Below are 20,537 nucleotides of genomic sequence, written 5' to 3' on the forward strand. Positions count from 1 at the left end.
GACGTCTCCCTCAGTGGTGATCAGCGGGCTTGAAGCCCAATGGCAGGCCGGCGGCGGTAATGAAGCCGTACAGCGGTTCGCCCGGCAACGCCTCCGCCAGGATGGTCCGCACGGCGAACAGGGCGTCCAGGTCGATGCCCGTGCGCACGCCCATGGCTTCCAGCATGAAGGCCAGGTCCTCGGTGACGATGTTGCCGGAGGCGCCGGGCGCGAAGGGGCAGCCGCCCAGGCCCCCCAGCGAACTGTCCAGCGTGGTCAGCCCGGCGTCCAGCGCCGCCAGGGCGTTGGCCAGGCCCAGGCCGCGCGTGTTGTGCAGGTGGATGCCGGTCAGGGCGTCGGCGCCGACGGTGTCGCGGATCAGTTTGATCAGGCGGCGCACGCTGGCCGGATCGGCATAGCCCGTCGTGTCCGACAGCCCGACCTCATCGCAGCCGGCGGCCATCAGCTCCTCCGCCAGGCGGGCGATCTGGCTGTCGGGGATGGGGCCTTCCAGGGTGCAGCCGAAGGCGGTGGACAGGCTGCCCTCGAAATGCGGGCGCCGGTCGGGGGGCAGGGCGGCGATCATGGCGGCGATGGCCTTCGCCTCCTCGATCACCTGGGCGTGGGTGCGGCGCAGGTTGCGCAGGCTGTGCGTCTCCGACACCGACAGGGGCAGGGTCAGCTTGTCGGCGCCGGCCTGGATGGCCGCCTCCGCCCCGCGCGCGTTGGGCACCAGCACCGCGACGGCCAGGCCGGGGATGGTCTTGGCATGGGCCACCACCTCGGCCGTGTCCGCCAGCTGCGGCAGCAGCTTGGCCGGCACGAAGCTGCCCACCTCGATCTCCCGCACGCCGGCCGCGGCTTCCGCCGTGATCCAGGCCTTCTTGGCCGCCAGCGGCATGATGGCGGTGATGCTTTGCAGGCCGTCGCGCGGCCCCACCTCACTGATCAGGACGTCCCCAGCTGCCATGCTCTTATCTCCCGGCCCCATCGGCTCGCTTGTTTTATTGTTATAAGTCTATATCAATTAAAAAGGGCCTGTCGAGCCCGAAGCGGATGTGGCGGGAGACAAGAATGGATATGGACAGGGACGCGCTGCCGTTGGCCGGCGTCACGGTGGTTGAATTCACCCACATGGTCATGGGGCCGTCGGTGGGGGTGATCCTGGGCGACCTGGGCGCCACGGTGATCAAGGTGGAACCCATGGGCGGGGACCAGACGCGCCGGCTGCTGGGCTCCGGCGCCGGCTACTTCCCCATGTTCAACCGCAACAAGCGCAGCCTGTGCCTGGATCTGAAGAGCCCCGAGGGCCTGGCCATCGCCCGGCGCCTGGTGGATGGTGCCGACGTGCTGGTGGAAAACTTCCGTCCTGGCACACTGGAACGGCTGGGCCTGGGACCTGAGGCCTTGGCCCAGAGCAACCCGGGGCTGGTCTACTGCTCGGCCAAGGGCTTCCTGGCAGGTCCCTATGAACACCGCACCGCCTTGGACGAGGTGACGCAGATGATGGGCGGCCTGGCCTACATGACCGGGCCGCCGGGCCGGCCGCTGCGCGCGGGCTCGTCGGTTGTGGACATCACCGGCGGCATGTTCGGTGTCATCGGCATCCTGGCCGCCCTGCTGCGCCGGCAGCAGACCGGGCGGGGCGGGGCCGTCAAATGTTCCCTCTACGAGACCACGGCCTTCCTGGTCGGCCAGCACATGGCCCAGCAGGCGGTGACGGGGAAGGCGGTGCAGCCCATGCCCGTGCGCCTGTCCGCCTGGGCCATCTACGACGTGTTCGAGACCCGACGGGAAGGGGAACTGCTGTTCGTAGGCGTGGTCAGCGACGGTCAATGGCAGGCCTTCTGCACGGCCTTCGGCCTGGATGACCTTGGCGGCAATCCCGCCTACGCCCGCAACAACGACCGGGTGCTGGCGCGCGACGTCATCCTGCCGCGGGTGCGCGCCCTGTTCGCCAACGAGGACCGCGCCGCCCTGGTGGAGCGGCTGGAAGGCGTGGGCCTGCCCTTCGCCCCCATCACGCGGCCGGACGAGCTGTTCGACGACGCCCATCTGAACGCCGAGGGCGGCCTGCTGGACGTCACCATCCCCGGCGGCCCCGCCACCAGGCTGCCGGCCCTGCCGCTGGAATTCGACGGTTGCCGTCCCGGCCTGCACCATGACATCCCCGAGGCGGGCGCGGACGCCGACGACATTCTGGCCGGTTTGGGCTATGGGGCGGCGGAGATCGGCGCCTGGCGCACGCGCGGCGTGGTGGGATGAGTCAGGAATGGACCTGGGTGCCTAGCGCGCCGGCATCGCCGCCGCCGCCGGCGCCCAGATCCAGCGTGATCTGGTAGCGGTCGGCGCGGTAGTGGGCGATGGTCAGCAGGATGGGCTGCCCGGCGCTGTCGCTGACCAGCCGCTCGATGCGCAGCAGGGGCGCGCGCGGTTCCACCTCCAGCGCCGCAGTCAGGGCGGCGTCGGCCGAGACCGCGGCGATGGTCTGCCGGGCGTGGCCGATGCCGATGCCTGCGCCGCGCAATAGGACCAGCATGGGCTTGGTGGTCAGGTTCTCCCGCGTCATCAACGGTCCCAGGCGGGCGGGCACATAACTGACGACCTCGCCCAGCGGCGCCCCATCCAGAGAGCGGACGCGCACGGCGCGCACCAGGGCGGCCCCGGTGGGCAGGCCGAAACGCTGGGCCACGGTGGGGCCGGCCGCTTCCTCCGCGATGTCGATCACGCGGACCTGGGTGTTCTGGCCAAAGGCCACCAGCGAATCCACCGCTTGGTCGATGTTGGCTTCCAGTGGCCGCACGGGGGTCTGGAAGATCACGCGGGTGCCGATGCGCCGCCGACGTTCCACCAGCCCGCTGTTCGCCAGTTCGTCCAGGCAGCGCCGGGCCGTGATGCGCGACACGCCGTAGATCTGCACCAGGTCCAGTTCCGTGGGCACGGTGCTGCCATAGGCGCGCTGGCCGCTGGTGATCTCGTCCCGCAAGGTCAGGAACAGTTGATGGTACAGCGGCACGGCCCCCTGCCGGTCCACGACCCCCTTGGCTTCCTTCACCACCGCCCTCCATCCGTCCTGCGCGCCCTTGCGGGTTATAGCGGTTTTTTACCGGCTGGCGCGCTCTCGCAATTTGTTATAGAGATATAACAAATAAAGTGATCCCTGGCAGGCGGCGTTGACAGGCATGCGGACCATCTTCGAAAAAATCTGGGCGGAGCATCAGGTGGCCGACCTGGGCGGCGGGACGGAACTGCTGCTGATCGACCGCGTGCTGTTGCATGAGCGCACGGGCGGCGTGGCGCTGGAAAGCCTGGCGGCGGCGGGACGGAAGGTCATGGCGCCCGGCCAGGTCTTCGCCACCATGGACCATGTCGTCGATACGCTGCCGGGCCGGGGCGACCGTACCATCATGCCCACCGGCACCGCCTTCATCACCGCCACCCGGGCGGCGGCGCAGGCGGCCGGCATCACCCTGTTCGACCTAGGCGACCCGCGCCAGGGCATCGTCCACGTCATCTCCCCGGAACAGGGCATCGTCCTGCCCGGCCTGACCCTGGTCTGCCCCGACAGCCACACCTGCAGCCAGGGGGCGCTGGGCGCGCTGGCCTGGGGCATCGGCTCGACGGAGGCGGAACACGCGCTGGCCACGGGCACCCTGCGGGTGCGCCGGCCGCGCACCATGCGGGTGACGGTCAATGGCCGTCTGGCCCAGGGCGTCACACCCAAGGACCTGGCGCTGCACATCCTGGCCCGCCACGGCGCCGGCGGCGCCAAGGGCCATGTCGTGGAATATGCCGGGGAGGCGGTGCGGGCACTGAGTGTCGAGGGACGGCTGACCCTGTGCAACCTGGCGACGGAATTCGCCGCCTTCACCGCCATCGTCGCCCCGGATGATGTGGTGTTCGACTATCTCCAGGGCCGCCCCTATGCGCCCAAAGCGGCCCGGTGGGACCAGGCGGTGGCCGCCTGGCGGCAGCTGTACAGCGATGACGGTGCCGTGTTCGACCGCACCATCACCATCGATGCCGGGGCGGTGGCGCCCATGATCACCTGGGGCAACAGCCCCCAGCACGCCGTGCCCCTGGACCAGCCGGTGCCCGCTTTCCAGGACGTGGCCGACCACAACACGCGGGAGGCCTATGACCGCGCCCTGTCCTACATGGCGGTGACGCCCGGCGCGCCGCTGGTGGGCCTGCCCATCGACGCCGCCTTCATCGGCTCATGCACCAACAGCCGGCTGGAGGACCTGCGCCGGGCGGCGGCTCTGCTGCGCGGGCGCAAGGTGGCGGCGGGGGTGCGGGCCATCTGCGTGCCCGGCTCCAGCCGGGTGAAGGCCGAGGCGGAGGCCGAGGGGCTGGACCGCGTCTTCCTGGACGCGGGTTTCGAATGGCGGGAGGCCGGCTGCTCCATGTGCTTCTTCGCCGGGGGGGAAAGCTTCGGTCATCGCCAGCGCGTGGTCACCTCCACCAATCGCAATTTCGAAAGCCGGCAGGGGCCGGAGACCCGCTCCCACCTGGCATCGTCGGAAACGGTGGCGGCGTCGGCCGTGGCCGGCCGCCTGGCCGATCCCCGCCGGCTGGAGGTTTGATATGACGCCGTTCACCATCCTGACCGCCGTTGCCGTGCCGCTGCTGCGGCCCAACATCGACACCGACGCCATCATCCCCTCGCGCGAGATGACGTCCGTCTCCAAGAAGGGCCTGGCCGACGGGCTGTTCGCCGGCTGGCGCTACACCGCCGTGGGCGGCCGCGACCCCAACCCGGATTTCGTGCTGAACGACCCGGTCTACCGGGGGGCGGCTATCCTGCTGGCGGGGGAGAATTTCGGCTGCGGCTCCAGCCGGGAACACGCCGCCTGGGCGCTGGCCGAGTATGGCTTCCGCGCCATTCTGGCCCCGTCCTTCAACCCCATCTTCCGCGGCAACTGCGTGCGCAATGGCATCGTGCCGGTGGAACTGCCCACGGACGCGATCACCTGGATCGCGTCAACGGTGGCCCAGGCGCCGCGCACCCGGCTGGTGACGGTGGACCTGCGGCACCAGATGGTGACCGCGCCGGACGGCGGCACCCATTCCTTCAGCATCGAGCCGGAGGCGCGGGAGATGCTGTTGCACGGCCTGGATGCCATCGACCTGACGCTGCTGCGCCAGGCGGAGATCCAGGCGAAGCGCCAGGCTGACAGGGAACGTCGCCCCTGGGTCTATCTTTAAGGGGAGCCAGCGAGCTCAGCATGGACCTTCTTCCATGCTGAGCTGCGCCCCCGGCGGCCTCAGTACCGGTAGGAGACCGTGACCCCATAGGTGGTCGGCTGACCCTGGAAGCGGACGACGGAATCGCCCACGCGGGTGGTCTGGATGGCGTAGAAGGTGTTGGTCAGGTTCCGGACGAAGCCTTCGAAGCGCCAGGTGCCGCTGACCGACGACAGGCCGGCCCGCAGGTCGATGACGCCGTAGTCGGCGTTATAGGTTGAGGGATAGCCCTGGACGATGGCGCTCTGGGTGCCGAACAGCCCCTGTGTCTTGGTCTGATAGCGGGCGCTCGCGCCGACGAAGGCGGTATAGGCGCTGCTGACGCTCCAGTCATACTGGGCATCCACCAGGAAAGACCATCGGGGCGTATTGGGGAAGGCCTGGCCCTTGAAATTGACCGGGGTGGTGGTGAAGGCGTTGTAGCCGAAATAATCGCTCTCGACCCAGGAATGCAGGTACGTCGTCTTGGCGGTGACGGTCAGATTGTCCAGGGGCTTGGCGCGCAGGCTGAGCTCGGCGCCGTCTTCCTTCGACTTGGGAACGTTGACCAGGACGCTCAGCAGCCCGAACACGCCATTCGGATCCAGGCTGCGGGCCTCCAGCTGCTTGTTTGTGTAGTCGTAGTGGAACAAGGCGCCGTCGATTTCCAGGCGGTTGTTCAGCAGGCGGGTCTTCACCCCCAGCTCATAGGCCAGCAACTCCTCCTGGGTGACCGGCCGCAATTGCAGGTAGGAGGAGGCGGACAGCGTCGGGAAGCTGCCGGCCTTGAAGCCGCGGCTGACCGTGCCGTAGATCAGGGTCCGTTCCACCGGGGTCCAGTTGAGGCCGACCCGCCAGGAGACATTGTCCTCGCTCAGCCGCTGGTTGATGTAGGCCGGCGTGGAGCTGGCGTCCAGCGTCGTGCAGCCGCCGCGCACTGCGGGGACGACGCCGACCCCGTGCTTCAGGATGGTCTCGATCACCGTGGCGCCGGCGGCGGTGTTGCCGTCGGTGTCACGCGTGCACCCGCCATGGCTGATGGCCGTCGTCGTGTACCGGGCGCCGGCGGTGATGCCCAACTCTTCCAGCGGGTGGTATTCGACGTTGCCGAACGCCGCGCGGCTGATCGAATCGTCATCGGAATCGCTGCGGTTGCCGCTGAAGGGCGGAATGGCCGGCTTGCCGATCAGCAACGGCACGTTGGTCAGCGCGAAGGAGGAGGAAGAGCCGGCGAGATCGTACAACTGGGTTTCGCGCGTGTAGGCCTTGGCGTAGTCGGCGCCCACCAGCCAGTTCAGGCGGTCGTCGAACTCCTTGCCGCTCAAGCGCAGTTCCTGCGACGTGGCGTTGACGATGCCGCTCTGCAGCTGGCTGAAATGATAGTCGGCGCCCTGCGGCTCGTTCAGGTCGTTCTGGGTGAAGTGCTGGAAGGAGCCAAGATAGGTGAGGGTCATGCCGTGGGGCAGCGCATAGTCGGCGCGCAGCGACGCCTGCTCGGTGGACTCGTCCACCCGGGGCGTGGTCCCGGCCAGCCAGTCCGCCGCCTCCGGATCATCCGGGCCGGGTTTGGCCTTGGTCGTGTTCGGGACCAGGGCGGCCGAGGATTGCCGCTGCAGCACGATCTTGACCAGGTTGGCGGCGGGCAGGTCGGACCGGTCGATGAAGCCGTTGAAGTTGGCCTGGACCTGCAGCGCGTCCGTGGGGTTCCAGTCCAGCAGGGCGCGCAGCTTCACGCTGTTCTGCTGGCCCAAGGTGTCGTCGCGCGTATTGCTCTGCTGCCAGTCGCCGCCCTCGCGGACGCTGAAGGCGAAGCGGCCGGCCAGGGTGTCGCTGATCGGGCCGCTGACAAAGCCGTCCAGCCCGGCGGCGGCGAAGCGGCCCAAGGTGCCGTCCAGCCCGGCCTCGAACTGGTTGGTGGGCTTGGCGGCGATGTAGTTGACGGCGCCACCGGTCGCGTTCTGGCCGTACAGCGTGCCCTGTGGCCCCTTCAGCACCTCCACCCGTTCCAGGTCGAACGTCGCCCCCTTGGACAGCGCCGGATAGGCGTAGGGCACTTCGTCGGTATAGACGCTGACGGTGGGCGTCGCGGCGATGGAGAAGTCGTTATAGCTGACGCCGCGGATGCTGTAGACCGGCGAGCTGTAGTTGGTCTGGGACACGACGAAGCTGGGATCGACGCGGGCCAGGTCGCCGACGCTGTCCACCCCCTGCCGCTGCAGATCGGCGCCGCTCAGCGTGGTGATGGACATGCCGACGCTGTCGGCCGACTGCGCCCGCTTTTGCGCGGTGACGATGATTTCGTCCAACTGGCCGACGTCCGGCCCCGCCTCCTGCGCGGCGGCGGCCCAGACCGGGCCCAGCACCAACGCGACGGCGCCGATGCCACAACGAAGACGATAGCTTCCTTTTATCAATTTACACCCTCCCTGAGCCCGACCGTTCGTGCGGCGGGTTTTTGTTTGTCAGCCATGATGGGAACATCGCCGGCGGGATGGGTGCCCGCGGCTTAAGGCGCTTAACAGAACCTGGAAATCGCTCAGCTACGCTAAGCCAAGGCTGAATATTGTCAATCTTGATTGATATAGTTAAGTAGTCTGTCTGTGATGGTGTCTTAATCTTGACAGACTGGGAGGCGCCGCCTCATGTTCGTCGCCCATCAATCAATGAGCCTATCGGTCAATGAACGGCGCGTCGCGGCGGCGTGGGGAGGGATGTCATGGCAGGAAACCGTCGGGTCCTTATCAGTCAGAAGTTTTTCGATCAGGCGTCGCTGGATTATCTGCGCGACCAAGGCTGTGAGGCCGAGGTGTTGGCCCTGCCGCCGGGTCGGGCCGATGCCGATTTGACGGAAGACGAATTGCGGGCCTGCCTGGCCGGGGCGGCCGGCTGGATCGTCGGGCATGCGCGCGTCACCCGCTCGCTGCTGGCGGCCCTACCGGACCTGGCGGTGGTGTCCCGGCGGGGGGTGGGGTATGAGCGGGTCGATTTGGCCGCGGCGCGGGATCTGGGCCGGGTGGTCACCATCGCCGCCGGCGGCAACGATGCCGCCGTGGCCGACCACACCATCGGCCTGATGCTGGCGGTTGGGCGCCGATTCCGGCGGTCCCAGGCGGACATGGCCGCAGGCAAATGGGCCATTCAGATCAGCACGGATCTGTATCGCAAGACCGTCGGCATCATCGGATACGGCCGCATCGGGCGGAGCGTGATCAGGCGCCTGAGCGGCTTCGACGCCACGGTGCTGGTCTGCACACCGGGGCCTGTTCCCCCCGATGCCCCCGAGGGTGTGGAGTTCGTTTCGCTACCGGAACTGCTGCGGCGCAGCGACTATGTTTCCGTGCATGCGCCGCTGACGCCCGCGACACGCTTCATGATCGACGCGGCGGCGCTGGCGGCGATGAAGCCGGGCGCCATCCTGGTCAATGCCGCGCGGGGCGGCCTGGTGGATGACCGCGCCCTGCTTGCCGCGCTGGAGGTCGGGCACTTGGCGGGTGCCGGGCTCGACGTCTTCGTCAGCGAAAGCGATCCGGACTACCGCGAGGTCACCGCCGCCCTGCTGGCGCGCGACGACGTGGTGGCGACGCCGCATGCCGCCGCCTCCTCCCGCGAGGGGCTGGACCGCACCAACATGATCGCCGCGCGGTCGGTCGTGGCTGTGCTGGATGGCGACGATCCGCCCGCCGACTGTGTTGTCGCGGATGGACGGTCCCGCTCACAGGCCGGGTAGGGGCCCGCGATAGTGCGGCTCATGGCGCTCGCGCTCGCCACCCAGGCTCTGCTCGATGGCGTGGGCGATCCAGCCGGCGGCGCGGGCCAGGAAAAAGGTGGCCTCGCGCGAGCGTAAGCCGAGCTTCAGTCCGGCGAATCCGCCCAGCAGGGCGAAGCTCGGCTCGTAGCCGCCGATGTCCCGCGCCGCGCCGATGGCCGCCATCAGGCGCTGGAAGTCGGCGTCGCGCGCATAGTCGGCTTCCAGCAGGTCCAGCAGGACGGTGGCACGTACGTCGCGGCCGCTGGTGACGGGCAGGAAGCCCGCGATGGCGTCGCCTTCCTGGACGCGGCGGGTGATGGGTTCGAAAGGCCGTTCCGTTTCAACGATTTCCTTGACCAGCCGGCCGATGGCGGCGAACTGGACCGGGCGTGTCTTGCGGCCAATGGCGATGGTCAGGCCGGTGGACACCGCCCGCCAGGGCGAGACACCGGTGCTGGCGATCGCCCGCACGGCGAAGGTCGCGGGCTCCAGCCCATGGTCGGCGGCCAGGATCATGACGCGCCGCAACAGCGTCGCCTGGCGGTCGGTGAGGCCGAAGGCCTCGGCGATGCTCACATGGATGGCCCTGCGGTCAGGGCGGTCATGCCCGGCGATCAGCGCCGTGAAGGCGCGGAGCACGTCGCCACCCGTGCGGGCCATACCGGCTGGCGAGAAATCCTGCGAGCGCGGATTCACCTTTTCAATCAGGGGGAAAAGGGCGATGGCCTGATCCAGGGGCGATTCATCCGCCAGCGCGCGGCGCACCGCCTTGACCGTGTCGGGAAACGCCGGCAGCGACTCGCCGAACACCGCGTCGGCGTCCACATCCCACAACAGGGCGGCCACGCTTTCGAAGGTGGGGCGGTTCACCAGTTCCCGGACGCTCTGCCCCCGATAGAACAGATTGTCCTCGGTCAGCAGGGTGATGGAGCTTTCGGCGTCCAGGTCCGTCGGGCTGGCCGGCGGCTTGCGGCCGCGGCCGCGCAGCTGTTCCACGTCGGCGCGCCAATAGCGGCGCTTGCGTGAGTTGGGAATGCCCGTGGACCGCAAATTCTTGCGCGTCACATAGACGTAGAAGGTGTCGATGGTGACACCCAGCAGCGCCGCGGCCTCTTCGGCCGATATGTAGTCGTCGTCGACCATTTCTAAACTTTTATAATCAAGATTGACGACTTATCCCTTACTCCGTAGCGTCGGTCAAGTTTGTTATGCATCTTGCTAAGAATAAACGGACGGGACACCAGGAAATGTCGGAGTTGGAACGGACGGTGACCAAGGTCATCGTGCCGAGCGGAATGCTCGGTGCGGGAGTGAAACGGGAACACATCGCCTATGGCCTGGCCCAGGGCGCCCACGCCATCGCCATCGACGCCGGTTCGACGGACAGCGGGCCCTCTTATCTGGCGCGCGGCGTCTCCAAGATGAACAGGGAGTCGATCAAGCAGGATCTCCTCGTCCTGCTGCAGATGGCCAATGATGCCGGCATTCCGGTGCTGGTGGGCACCTGCGGCACCTGCGGCGCGGACTCCAGCGTGGACTGGACCCGCGACATCGCCATCGAGGCGGCGCGGGAACTGGGCATAGGCCTGCGCATCGCCTGCCTGTACAGCGAACAGCCGGCGGCGGTGCTGAAGCGCAAGCTGGCGCAGGGGAAGATCCGGCCGCTGGCGCCACTGGAACAGGCCACCGATGAGCTGTTCGACGCCTGCGACCACATCGTGGCCCTGATGGGGCCGGAGCCATATATCGATGCCGTCCAGCGCGGCGCCAACCTGGTGCTGGGCGGCAGGACCACGGACACCGCCGTGCTGTCGGCCGTGCCCCTGATGCGGGGCGCCGGTGTGGCCCAGACTTGGCATGCGGCCAAGATCGCCGAATGCGGCGGGCAGTGCACGACCAACCTGCGACGGGGCGGCGTGCTGATGCATGTCGGGGCCGACCACTTCGACATGGAGCCCTTGGATCTCGGCAACCGCTGCACGCCCGAAAGCGTCTCGGCCCACCTGCTGTATGAGAACAGCGATCCCTTCCTGCTGGTGGAACCGGGCGGCATCCTGGATGCCAAGGAGGCGGTCTACACCCAGGTCGAGCCGCGCATCACCCGGGTCGTCGGTTCCATCTGGCGGCCCATGCCCTACACCATGAAGCTGGAGGGGGCCCGCGGCGGCGACTACCAGACCATCATGCTGATCGGCATCGAGGATCCGGAAGTCCTGGCCAACCTCGATGAATTCCACGATCGCATGCACAAGACGCTGGTGGACCGCATTGCCGCCACCTTTGGCGATGAGGCGGGCAATTTCGAGGTCTCGCTACGCCTCTACGGCTGGAACGGCACGTCCGGCCGGCCCGTGCCCGCCGATACCCCGCCACCGCGTGACGTGGGCGTGCTGTTTGTGGTCACGGCGCGCACCCAGGACTTGGCCGACCGTATGGCGCGATCCTGCAACCCCTATTTCTTCCACATGCCGATACGCTTCGACATGGAACTGCCCAGCTACGCCTTCCCCTTCACGCCAGCCGAGATCCCGCGCGGGCGTGTCTATGAATTCTTGCTCAACCATGTCGTCGAGACCGAGGACGGGTTCGAACTGGTCAGGACGGAATGGGTGGACGTGTCGTCGACCGGCACCGTTGAGCATCTGGAGACGCCGAATGCCTAAGATCGCTGAAGTGTGCCGGCATGTCCGGTCGAAGAACGCCGGTCCTTTCTGGATCACCGTGGATTTCTTTTTCGCCGACGACGACAGTTTCGCGCGCTATCGTGACGCGCCGGAACTGGGGCCGGACCTGTTCGCCCGGCTGTTCGGCACGGACCCGGGCGGCGTGAAGCGGGTGCCGGTGGACGCGCTGCGTATGATCAAGATCTCCTACCCCCGGCCGCATCCCCAAGGCTGGCGGCATGAGCGCGACATGCATGGTGGTCAGCAGTTCGCCCGCCTGCTGTCGGTCGAGCTTGCCTGACGCCGTCGCGGCACCCGTATTTCGCTTAAGCGCACAATAATAAAATCGGGAGGACGCAAATGGGCAGGCAGGCCGCCCTGCATCGCCGGGACACCGCGTATTCCTGGTATGTCGCCGTTGTGATGTGCCTATGTTTCACCTTCAGCTACATGGATCGGGCCCTGTTGCAGCTTCTGGTCGGCCCGATCCAGAAGAGCTTTGACCTCAACGACACACAGCTTGGTCTGCTGCAGGGCGCGGCCTTCGCCGTCTTCTACACGCTGTTCGGCTTTCCCCTGGCGCGTGTCGCGGATACACGGCACCGCCGCAACCTGACGCTGGTTGGCCTGGTCGTCTGGTGCGCCGCCACGGCGGCCTGCGGCCTGGCGCAAAGCATGCCGCAATTGTTCGGCGCGCGGATTTGCGTCGCCATCGGCGAGGCGGCCCTGGCGCCGGCCGCCGTGTCCCTGATCGCCGATTATTTCTCGCCGGGTGCGCGCACGCGGGCGCTCAGCATCTATTCCATGGGCGTCTTTTTCGGCAGCGGGCTGGCGCTCGGCCTTGGCGGCACGCTGCTGAAATATTTCGGCCACGACGGCGCCGGCCAGACGGAGCCGTGGCGGATGGTCTTCATCATCCTGGGTGCCGCCGGGCTTCTGATGGTGCCGCTGCTGCTGTCCGTGCGGGAACCGGCGCGCCTGACGGACGACGGCCGGCGGTCGGAGGCCACCGCCAGCCTGCGCCAGGTGCTGGCGGAATTCGCCCGCAAGAAGGCGGCCCTGCTGACCACGGTCGGCGGCTTCGCCACCACCAGCATGGCGGCCTCGACCCTGGCGTCCTGGGCCCCCACCTTTTTCGTCCGCGTCCACGGCTGGGCACTGGGGCCCACGGGCCAGAAGCTGGGGGGCATGACCCTGGTGCTGAGCCCGCTCGGCGCCATCGTCGGCGCCATGCTGGCCGACGCCCTGACCCGGGCGGGCCGGAAGGACGGCAAGCTGATCGTCGGCACCGGCTCGGCGGCCTTCTGCGCGGTCGCCAGCCTGGTCATGGCGGTCACCGACCAGGCCGTGGCCCTGGTCGCCATCGGTTCCATCCAGTTCGTGGTCGGTTTCAATTTCGGCCTGGTCCAGGCCTGCCTGGCCGAACTGGTGCCCAACCGCATGCGCGCCATCGCGTCGGCCTGCTACATCGCCAGCTCCAACCTGCTGGCGGCGACCTTCGGGCCGCTGCTGGTCGGCGTGCTGAACGATCACGTCTTCCATGATCCGATGATGATCGGCCGGTCCATCGCCATCGTCGCCCCCGGCGGCTTCGCCGTGGCGGCGCTTATCCTCGCCGCCGGCCGGCGACCCTATCGTTCGACCCTGTCCTTGGTGGCGGCGGATGGCGCGGCGGCGCAGCGCGCGCCCGATCCCGCCCCCCTCTCTCGTGTGAAGGACCCAGCATGATCGACAGCGAGATCAACCCCATTACCCTGGAAATCTGGTGGAGCCGGCTGATCGCCATCGCCGATGAGGCCGCAGCGACGCTGCTGCGCACCTCCTTCTCCACCGTCATCCGTGAATCCAACGACTACGTCACCGTGCTCATGGATACGGACGGCGAGACCATCGGCGAGTGCACCCTGGGGATCCCGGCCTTCGCCGCCCTGGTCGGGCGTGCCACCCGCGCCATGCTGGACCGCTTTCCGGCATCGACATGGCGCCAGGGCGACGTGGTCATGACCAACGATCCCTGGATCGGCACGGGCCATCTGCCGGACATCGTCGTGGTCGCCCCCATCTTCCACCACGGCGCGTTGGTCGGCTTCTCCGGTTCCGCCGCCCATGCGCCCGATATCGGCGGCACCTTCAAGGAGGGGCCGACCGAGCTGATCGAGGAAGGCGTGCTGATTCCCCCGGTACGGCTTTACCGCGCGGGGGAGCTGAATGACGACCTGGTGCAGCTGCTGCTGGCCAACATCCGCCTCAAGGACATCGTGTTCGGCGACATTGAGGCGCAGGTCAACGCGAACGAGGTGTGCCGGCGCCGGGCGGTGGAGTTCCTGGAGGACACGGGCGAGCCCGATTTCAAACGGTTGGGCCGCGCCGTGACCGGCCTGGCGGAGCGGGCCATGCGCGCGGCCATCGCCGGCTTGCCCGACGGCGTCTATCGCGGCGCCATCGAGGCCGATGGCGTGGGGGACCAGCCGACGCGCATCGCCTGTGCCGTGACCATCGCCGGTGACGACATCACCGTTGATTACGACGGTTCCTCCCCCCAGGTGGCGTACGCGATCAATTCGACGCTCAACTATACGCGCGCCTACACCATCTATCCGCTGAAGTGCCTGCTGGACCCGTTCACGCGACGCAATGAGGGCTCCTACCGGCCCATCCGGGTGACGGCGCCGGCCGGAACCATCCTGAATCCCACCGCACCGGCGCCGGTCATGGCGCGCCACCTGACGGGCCACCTGCTGTCCTGCGCCCTGTTCCAGGCGCTGTCGCCGCTGATGCCGGACCGGGTGGTGGCCGACAGCGGCGGGGCGCCGGCCTTGCGCGCGCATTTCAGTGGTCGCACCGCCGACGGGGGACGCTTCGGCCAGCTGTTGTTCGCCAGCGCCGGCATGGGCGCCTCGGCGGAGCGGGATGGCCTGTCCACCACCGCCTTCCCCACCAATTCCGGTGCGGGCAGCGTCGAGGCGATGGAGACGGTGTCGCCGCTGCTGTTCCTGCGCAAGGCGTTTCGGCCGGACTCCGGTGGGGCGGGCCGCCAGCGCGGCGGCCTGGGCCAGGACTGCGAAATCCTGAACGCCGCCGCGACACCCATCCAGATGGTGCTGCTGGGGGATCGTGAGCGCCACCCGGCGCTGGGCATCATGGGGGGCGGTGCCGGGGCGCCCGCGCTGGCCGCCCATCGGGATGGGCGCACCGTGCCCATGAAGTCACGCTCCCTCATCCAGCCGGGCGAAAGCGTGACGCTGTCCTTCCCCGGGGGCGGTGGCTATGGACCGCCGGCCGACCGGCCGGTTGCGGCCGTCGAAACCGATCTGAAGCGGGGCGTGGTGACCACCGACGCCGTACGCCGCGACTACCCCACGCAAGCTCTGGCCCTTGGACTGAAGTGATGAAGCAAAAGACCATCCGCATCGGCGTCGATATCGGCGGCACGTTCACCGACTTCGTCCTGCATGACGAGGCCCGCGGCCTCAGTGCCACGGGCAAGCGCCTGACCACCCCCGACCAGCCGGGCCGGGCCATCGTCGAAGGCATCGTCCGTCTGCTGGCGGAGACCAACTCGACCATCGATCAAATCCACAGCATCGTTCACGGGACGACCCTGATCACCAACACGGTGCTGGAGCGGACCGGCGCCAAGATCGGCCTGCTGGCCTCGGCGGGATTCCGCGATATCCTGGAGATGGGGCGGGAGATCCGGTACGACGTGGACGATCTGGCCCTGGAACCCGTGCCCGTCCTGGTGCCGCGTCACCTGCGCCTGGACATCCCGGGGCGGTTGAAGGCCGATGGTGGCGAGTTCACGCCGCTGGACGAGCAGGCGGTGTGCGACGCCGTCCGCCACCTGGTGGACGAGGAAGGCATCGAGGCCCTGGCCATCGCCTTCCTGCATTCCTATCGCAATCCGGCGCACGAACTGGCGGCGCGCCAGGTGGTGCGGGCGCTTTATCCCGACTTGCTGGTCTCGTTGTCCGCCGAGGTCGCGCCGGAGATCCGCGAGTACGAACGGACCAACACCACCTGCGTCAACGCCTATGTCCAGCCCCGCGTGCATGGCTATCTGGACCGGCTGGTCGATGATCTACGCGCCCTGGGCTTCGCGGGCGAGTTGTACATCATGCTGTCCAGCGGTGGCATCACCACCATAGAGGACGCCAAGAATTTCCCGGTGCGCCTCATCGAGTCAGGGCCGGCCGCCGGCGCCATGGCGGCCGCGCACATCGCCCGCGAGACGGGACAGCGGCGGGTGATCTCATTCGACATGGGCGGGACCACGGCCAAGATGTGCCTGGTGGAGGATTACGCCCCCCACATCAAGCATGACTTCGAGGCGGGCCGCCTGCACCGTTTCAAGCAGGGGTCGGGGCTGCCGCTGAAGGTCACGGTCGTCGATATGATCGAAATCGGCGCCGGCGGCGGCTCCATCGCGGGGCTGGACGCCCTGGGCCTGCTCAAGGTTGGGCCGCGCAGCGCCGGTTCCGTGCCCGGCCCGGTCTGCTATGGACGCGGCGGGACGGAGCCGACGGTAACCGACGCCGACCTGATGCTGGGGTATCTTGATCCCGCCTATTTCCTGGGGGGCGAGATGGGCCTGCGCGACACGGCGGCCGGCGACGCGATGGAAAGCCGGCTGGGCCGGCCGCTGGGTATCGACGCCCCGGGGGCCGCGCGTGGCATCCAGGCCGTCGTCAACGAAAGCATGGCGGGGGCCACCCGCATGCACCTCGCCGAGAACGGCAAGGATCCCCGCGACTACACCATGATCGCCTTCGGCGGCGCCGGCCCGGTCCATGCCTACGGCCTGGCCAAGCTGCTGAAGGTCAGGCAGCTGATCGTGCCGCCGGGGGCGGGGGTCATCTCGGCCTTCGGCTTCCTGGTGGCGCCGCCCACGGTCGACTTCGTGCGCGGGTACGTGTCGCCGGTGGCTCGGCTGGACTGGCCCCATGTGCGGGGACTGATCGCCGATATGGCGGACCAGGCCCGGCGTCTGCTGGATGCGGCCAGTGCCGCCACCGCGCCGATGCAGACCAGGCTCTATGCCGACATGCGCTATGTCGGCCAGGGCTTCGAGGTGTCGGTCGGCGTCCCGGCGGAGGCGATCGCCGCCGGTGACGGTGGGGCTCTCCACGAAGCCTTCGGCGCGGCCTATCGCGCCCGGTTCGGCCGGGCGGCCCAGGGCATGCCGGTCGAGGTGGTCGGATGGCGCCTCTCCGCCTCGCTGCCCATTCAGCAGATCAGCCTGACGCGGACGCGGGAGGAGGGGGCGGAGCCGCTGCGGGGCCACCGGCGGGTCGATTTCCCGGATTTCGGCCCGGTCGACACGGCGATCTACGACCGCTACGCCCTGGCGCCGGGCATGCGTATCGTCGGTGCCGCCCTGTTCGAGGAGCGGGAGTCGACTTTCGCGGTGGGACCGGATTGCGTGACGGAGGTGGATCCGCATGGCCATCTGATCACCACCATTGTCGCGGATGCCGGAACGGCGGCAGGCTGACAGGGCATCAGGGGCGTCCTTCCGGTGCTCCGTGGGGCGCGGGCAGGGGCGGAAGTCTGTTCACCGTGGTAGCTCGGGCTGGGTGGTGACCATGAATTTCCAATCCGCAAACGCCGCGTGCCGGTGTGGTGCGGCCTGCTCCGCGTAGGCCGGGTTCTCAAGAATCCGGCGCAGCGTGGCGAAGTTCGCATAACGGACGATGACGATGTCGTCCCAGGCTTCGCCAGCGACGCCCACCAGCACTCCACGGACATTGCCGACCCAGAAAACCGAATAGTCCTCGCCCCGTGCGATAGCCTGGAAGGCGGGGGCATACCGCTGGAAATAGGCCTCCCTGCCCGAGCAGGGTGGCAGGTCGGAGGCCGCTTCAAACGTGGCCTCATAGGTGGCCTGGTCCCGATAGCGCACCAGATTGATCATGTAGACGGGGCCCGCGTCGGCCAGCGTGCTGCCCGCCGCGTCCAGCGCCGCACGGGTATAGTCAATGATCGCCATATCTCTCGCCTTCTTGGATCGTCGCGCTGAGCACTTCCACGCGGGGGATCCCCGTAAGCGTTCAGAGGCCGCCGGCGGAACTGCGCTTGCCAAGAAATACGTCCAACTGTATTTATTAGCAATGGCCAGACCGTCCCTTCGCGAAAAAATCATCGAGTCCGGAGTGCGTACGCTGCACGAGCGCGGATACGCCGGTGCCGGCGTGCGCGAGATCACCAGTGACGCTGGCGTGCCCCAGGGCTGCTTCACCAACCATTTCCGATCGAAGGAGGCTTTCGCCGCCACCATCCTCGATCGCTACCATGAGCGCACACAGGCGATCATGGACGGCACGCTGCGTGATAAAGGCCGGCCGGCCGTCGAACGGCTGCGCGCCTATTTCGATGCCATCACCGAACGGCTGGAAGCGGCGGGCTGGCGATACGGCTGCCTTGTCGGCAACATGAGCCTTGAGGTGCCGGAACAGAGCGACGTGCTGCGCGCCCATCTGGTCGAGGTTTGCCGCGCCCTCACGGACGCGTTCGCCGAGGCTGTGCGTGCCGGCCAGGATGCGGGCGAGATCCGGGACGATCTCGATGCCGGCGACATCGCGACCTTCCTTCTCTCCGCCTGGGAGGGCGCTATGATGCGCATGAAAGTGGACCGGTCCCCCCAACCCATCGAGCAATTCAAGCGGGTGATCTTCGCCTCCATCCTTGCTCCAGGGGTGAAGGCCGGCTCCCCCCAATAACGCGGCCGGGCATGATGGGCATGGACTGGAACGACCTCAAATATTTCCTGGCCGTGGCGCGGACCGGAAGCCTCACCCGGACGTCCGCCGACCTTGGGGTGAGCCAGTCCACCGTCGGTCGCCGCATCGCCGAATTCGAGGAGAGCATCGGAATGGTTCTCTTCCAACGGCATCAGACCGGCTACTTCCTCACCGACGAGGGGCGCGAGTTGCTGGGGCACGCCGAGCGGGTCGAAGACGGCATCCTGGCGTTGGAACGCGGTGCCGCGGGCCTCGACAAGACGCCAGCGGGAACCGTGCGGCTCGCGACGTCCGAAAATCTGGCGACGGACCTCATCATCCCCGCCCTGCCGGCGTTCCGGGACCGCTACCCGGGCATCTGCCTTGAAATCATCACCAGCACCGTCACGGCTGAGCTTGGAAAACGCGAGGCGGACATAGCGCTCCGCGTCGTGCGGCCGACGCGCGGCAACCTGACGGTCAAGCGCGTGGGCCACATGACCTACTCGGTCTACGGCAGCAGGGATTACATTGAGCGGCACCCTCCCATAGCGGGCGAGCCGCTGGGCGGACGGCACTTCATCGCCTGGGATGACGGCCACGCGTTCATGCCGGCCGCGGCCTGGCTGGCGCGGGAATATCCCGGCTGCAAGATCGCGCTGGTCGCCAGCAGCCTGCCCGCCCAGATCGCCGCCGTACGCGCCGGCCTGGGCCTGGCCGTTATCCCGGACTTCCTGACCGTGAGGGAGGACTTCATCCGGGTCATTCCACCCGATCAGATGTTCAGTGCCGAGGTCTGGCTGGTGACCCATGCTGATCTTGTCGCATCCGCCCGGGTTCGGGCCGTCGGTGACTTTCTCACCGAGGAGGTGATGCGGGCCAATCCCGAGCTTTCGGGGCGCCAGGCGCCATCTCCAGCGCCTGGCGCGCGTTGATCACGACGTCTGGGATATCTTGTCGGCCCACAGATCGACAGGTCCCATCCGGTCGGAGCCCTGGGTGGCGAGCATCCAGCCGGGGTATTCCGGCGGCAACTCGCTGACGGCGTCGAGCGCCGCGATCTCGTCGTCGCTCAGCACGATGCCGGTCGCGGCGATATTGTCCTCCAACTGGCTGAGCCGCTTGGCGCCGACGATGACCGAGGTCACGACCGGCTTGGCCAGCAGCCACGCCAGCGCGATGCGGGCCGGGCTGCAACTATGCGCCGCCGCGATGGGCTTCAGCGCATCGATGACAGTCCAGGCCCGTTCCTTGTCGACGATCGGGAAGTCGAAGGAAGAGCGGCGCGACCCCTCCGGCGATTGGTTCTCGCGGCTGAACTTGCCGGACAGGAGGCCGCCGGCCAGCGGGCTCCACACCAGCAGGCCCATCTTCTCCGCCTCCAACAACGGCTTGAGTTCACGTTCCAGGTCACGCCCGGCGATGGAGTAGTAGGCCTGCAGCGTGTTGAACCGCTCCAGGTTGAGGCGCGCGGAGGCGCCCAGCGCCGTCGCGATCCGCCACGCCTGCCAGTTGGACACGCCCAGGTAACGGACCTTGCCCTGCCGGACCAAATCATCGAGCGCGCGCAGCGTCTCCTCCACCGGCGTCAGGGTGTCGGTGGCGTGGATCTGATACAGGTCGATGTGATCGGTCTGGAGGCGGCGCAGGCTGGCCTCGACGGCGTCCATGATGTGGCCGCGCGACGCGCCGACGTCATTCCGACCCTGGCCCATCCGGCTGTAGACCTTCGTCGCCAGCACGACCTCATTCCGAGGAATCCCGAGATTCTTGAACGACTGGCCCAGCGTCCGCTCGCTGGCGCCGGCCGAATAGACATCCGCCGTGTCGAAGAAGTTGATGCCGGCATCGATGCTTGCCTTCACCAGATCATCGGCGCCCGACTGGCCGACGTTGCCGATATGCTCGTAAACGCCGGTCCCGTCGCTGAACGTCATGGTTCCGAGACAGAGTTGCGAGACCAGAAGGCCGGTATTTCCCAATGTCTTGTATTTCATCTTCCTCTCCTGAAGACGCGACGGGGCATGCGGGCCGCGGGGGCGCGGGCGCCGTGTCGGTTGGTGGTGGTGATTTGTTGGCCGGCCTCGTGGCGACCGCGACACCTTGACGGGCGCGGGAGAACCGGAGGGCGGGCGTCATCTATGTCGTGACGCCAGATTGGCCCCGCCGATCTCAGAAAGAAATGCAAGAAAATGGCAGTTC

At 67.8% G+C, this 20,537-nt stretch carries 17 protein-coding genes; 11 read left to right on the forward strand and 6 right to left on the reverse strand.

Annotation, left to right across the window (positions count from 1 at the left end):
- Positions 1–10: 10 nt before the first annotated feature.
- Positions 11–949, reverse strand: a complete 939-nt coding sequence (locus tag FBZ88_RS05935; RefSeq protein ID WP_145615863.1) for a hydroxymethylglutaryl-CoA lyase — start codon at positions 947–949, stop codon at positions 11–13.
- 104 nt (positions 950–1,053) lie between these two features.
- Here FBZ88_RS05935 and FBZ88_RS05940 point away from each other — a divergent pair, with 104 nt between their 5' ends.
- Positions 1,054–2,244, forward strand: coding sequence for a CaiB/BaiF CoA transferase family protein (locus tag FBZ88_RS05940; RefSeq protein WP_246138267.1), 1,191 nt, complete (start codon positions 1,054–1,056; stop codon positions 2,242–2,244).
- A gap of 1 nt (position 2,245) precedes the next feature.
- On the opposite strand, the gene FBZ88_RS05945 is transcribed toward FBZ88_RS05940, so the two are convergent.
- Entirely contained in the window at positions 2,246–3,034 is a 789-nt protein-coding gene (locus FBZ88_RS05945) for a GntR family transcriptional regulator (protein ID WP_145615864.1), read from the reverse strand.
- 127 nt (positions 3,035–3,161) lie between these two features.
- On the opposite strand from FBZ88_RS05945, the gene FBZ88_RS05950 reads away from it, so the two are divergent.
- Both FBZ88_RS05950 and leuD read left to right on the forward strand, forming a co-directional pair.
- On the forward strand, positions 3,162–4,565 hold the full coding sequence (locus FBZ88_RS05950) for a 3-isopropylmalate dehydratase large subunit (RefSeq protein WP_145615865.1): 1,404 nt from the start codon (positions 3,162–3,164) through the stop codon (positions 4,563–4,565).
- Position 4,566: 1 nt separating this feature from the next.
- Positions 4,567–5,187, forward strand: a complete 621-nt coding sequence (gene leuD, locus FBZ88_RS05955; RefSeq protein ID WP_145615866.1) for a 3-isopropylmalate dehydratase small subunit — start codon at positions 4,567–4,569, stop codon at positions 5,185–5,187.
- A gap of 59 nt (positions 5,188–5,246) precedes the next feature.
- On the opposite strand, the gene FBZ88_RS05960 is transcribed toward leuD, so the two are convergent.
- Complete coding sequence (locus FBZ88_RS05960; protein ID WP_145615867.1) at positions 5,247–7,619, reverse strand: TonB-dependent receptor; 2,373 nt, start codon at positions 7,617–7,619, stop codon at positions 5,247–5,249.
- A gap of 302 nt (positions 7,620–7,921) precedes the next feature.
- Between FBZ88_RS05960 and FBZ88_RS05965 the strand changes: the two genes are divergently transcribed.
- A complete protein-coding gene (locus tag FBZ88_RS05965) occupies positions 7,922–8,932 on the forward strand; it encodes a phosphoglycerate dehydrogenase (RefSeq protein WP_145615868.1) in 1,011 nt (336 codons plus the stop codon).
- Here the strand turns inward: FBZ88_RS05965 and FBZ88_RS05970 are convergent.
- Complete coding sequence (locus FBZ88_RS05970) at positions 8,918–10,096, reverse strand: citrate synthase (RefSeq protein ID WP_145615869.1); 1,179 nt, start codon at positions 10,094–10,096, stop codon at positions 8,918–8,920. The genes FBZ88_RS05965 and FBZ88_RS05970 overlap by 15 nt on opposite strands.
- A gap of 104 nt (positions 10,097–10,200) precedes the next feature.
- On the opposite strand from FBZ88_RS05970, the gene FBZ88_RS05975 reads away from it, so the two are divergent.
- The 5 genes from FBZ88_RS05975 to FBZ88_RS05995 are packed head-to-tail and all read left to right on the forward strand — an operon-like array spanning position 10,201 to position 17,110.
- Positions 10,201–11,616: an acyclic terpene utilization AtuA family protein gene (locus FBZ88_RS05975; RefSeq protein ID WP_246138522.1), complete on the forward strand. Its 1,416-nt coding sequence runs from the start codon at positions 10,201–10,203 to the stop codon at positions 11,614–11,616.
- The gene (locus FBZ88_RS05980; protein ID WP_145615871.1) at positions 11,609–11,917 is read left to right on the forward strand and encodes a DUF4387 domain-containing protein; all 309 of its coding nucleotides are present in this window, start codon (positions 11,609–11,611) and stop codon (positions 11,915–11,917) included. The genes FBZ88_RS05975 and FBZ88_RS05980 overlap by 8 nt, the downstream gene beginning before the upstream one ends.
- A gap of 59 nt (positions 11,918–11,976) precedes the next feature.
- The gene (locus tag FBZ88_RS05985) at positions 11,977–13,344 is read left to right on the forward strand and encodes a spinster family MFS transporter (protein WP_145615872.1); all 1,368 of its coding nucleotides are present in this window, start codon (positions 11,977–11,979) and stop codon (positions 13,342–13,344) included.
- Positions 13,341–15,005, forward strand: coding sequence for a hydantoinase B/oxoprolinase family protein (locus FBZ88_RS05990; RefSeq protein WP_145615873.1), 1,665 nt, complete (start codon positions 13,341–13,343; stop codon positions 15,003–15,005). Before FBZ88_RS05985 ends, FBZ88_RS05990 begins: the two co-directional genes overlap by 4 nt.
- Positions 15,005–17,110, forward strand: a complete 2,106-nt coding sequence (locus FBZ88_RS05995; RefSeq protein ID WP_145615874.1) for a hydantoinase/oxoprolinase family protein — start codon at positions 15,005–15,007, stop codon at positions 17,108–17,110. Before FBZ88_RS05990 ends, FBZ88_RS05995 begins: the two co-directional genes overlap by 1 nt.
- Positions 17,111–17,170: 60 nt before the next feature.
- Here FBZ88_RS05995 and FBZ88_RS06000 read toward each other — a convergent pair whose 3' ends face one another.
- Positions 17,171–17,605 (reverse strand): DUF1330 domain-containing protein, encoded by a 435-nt coding sequence (locus tag FBZ88_RS06000; protein WP_145615875.1) that lies wholly within the window; start codon positions 17,603–17,605, stop codon positions 17,171–17,173.
- Between FBZ88_RS06000 and FBZ88_RS06005 the strand changes: the two genes are divergently transcribed.
- Together FBZ88_RS06005 and FBZ88_RS06010 are read left to right on the forward strand one after the other, a co-directional pair.
- Complete coding sequence (locus tag FBZ88_RS06005) at positions 17,595–18,335, forward strand: TetR/AcrR family transcriptional regulator (RefSeq protein WP_211102545.1); 741 nt, start codon at positions 17,595–17,597, stop codon at positions 18,333–18,335. The genes FBZ88_RS06000 and FBZ88_RS06005 overlap by 11 nt on opposite strands.
- A gap of 11 nt (positions 18,336–18,346) precedes the next feature.
- On the forward strand, positions 18,347–19,270 hold the full coding sequence (locus tag FBZ88_RS06010) for a LysR family transcriptional regulator (protein WP_246138523.1): 924 nt from the start codon (positions 18,347–18,349) through the stop codon (positions 19,268–19,270).
- Here the strand turns inward: FBZ88_RS06010 and FBZ88_RS06015 are convergent, their stop codons facing one another.
- Positions 19,271–20,332 (reverse strand): aldo/keto reductase, encoded by a 1,062-nt coding sequence (locus FBZ88_RS06015; protein WP_145615877.1) that lies wholly within the window; start codon positions 20,330–20,332, stop codon positions 19,271–19,273.
- Between the last annotated feature and the right edge of the window lie 205 nt (positions 20,333–20,537).

The sequence above is a fragment of the Nitrospirillum bahiense genome, from assembly GCF_007828025.1.
In the GTDB taxonomy this organism is placed as follows: Bacteria; Pseudomonadota; Alphaproteobacteria; order Azospirillales; family Azospirillaceae; genus Nitrospirillum; species Nitrospirillum amazonense.

Coding starts and splice junctions, on each gene's coding strand:
- FBZ88_RS05950 (WP_145615865.1), top strand. CDS start 3,162: ATGCGGACCATCTTCGAAAAAATCTGGGCGGAGCATCAGGTGGCCGAC.
- FBZ88_RS06005 (WP_211102545.1), top strand. CDS start 17,595: ATGATCGCCATATCTCTCGCCTTCTTGGATCGTCGCGCTGAGCACTTC.
- FBZ88_RS06010 (WP_246138523.1), top strand. CDS start 18,347: ATGATGGGCATGGACTGGAACGACCTCAAATATTTCCTGGCCGTGGCG.
- FBZ88_RS05995 (WP_145615874.1), top strand. CDS start 15,005: ATGAAGCAAAAGACCATCCGCATCGGCGTCGATATCGGCGGCACGTTC.
- FBZ88_RS05940 (WP_246138267.1), top strand. CDS start 1,054: ATGGATATGGACAGGGACGCGCTGCCGTTGGCCGGCGTCACGGTGGTT.
- FBZ88_RS05965 (WP_145615868.1), top strand. CDS start 7,922: ATGGCAGGAAACCGTCGGGTCCTTATCAGTCAGAAGTTTTTCGATCAG.
- FBZ88_RS05970 (WP_145615869.1), bottom strand. CDS start 10,096: ATGGTCGACGACGACTACATATCGGCCGAAGAGGCCGCGGCGCTGCTG.
- FBZ88_RS05990 (WP_145615873.1), top strand. CDS start 13,341: ATGATCGACAGCGAGATCAACCCCATTACCCTGGAAATCTGGTGGAGC.
- FBZ88_RS05975 (WP_246138522.1), top strand. CDS start 10,201: ATGTCGGAGTTGGAACGGACGGTGACCAAGGTCATCGTGCCGAGCGGA.
- FBZ88_RS05980 (WP_145615871.1), top strand. CDS start 11,609: ATGCCTAAGATCGCTGAAGTGTGCCGGCATGTCCGGTCGAAGAACGCC.
- FBZ88_RS05935 (WP_145615863.1), bottom strand. CDS start 949: ATGGCAGCTGGGGACGTCCTGATCAGTGAGGTGGGGCCGCGCGACGGC.
- leuD (WP_145615866.1), top strand. CDS start 4,567: ATGACGCCGTTCACCATCCTGACCGCCGTTGCCGTGCCGCTGCTGCGG.
- FBZ88_RS06015 (WP_145615877.1), bottom strand. CDS start 20,332: ATGAAATACAAGACATTGGGAAATACCGGCCTTCTGGTCTCGCAACTC.
- FBZ88_RS06000 (WP_145615875.1), bottom strand. CDS start 17,605: ATGGCGATCATTGACTATACCCGTGCGGCGCTGGACGCGGCGGGCAGC.
- FBZ88_RS05985 (WP_145615872.1), top strand. CDS start 11,977: ATGGGCAGGCAGGCCGCCCTGCATCGCCGGGACACCGCGTATTCCTGG.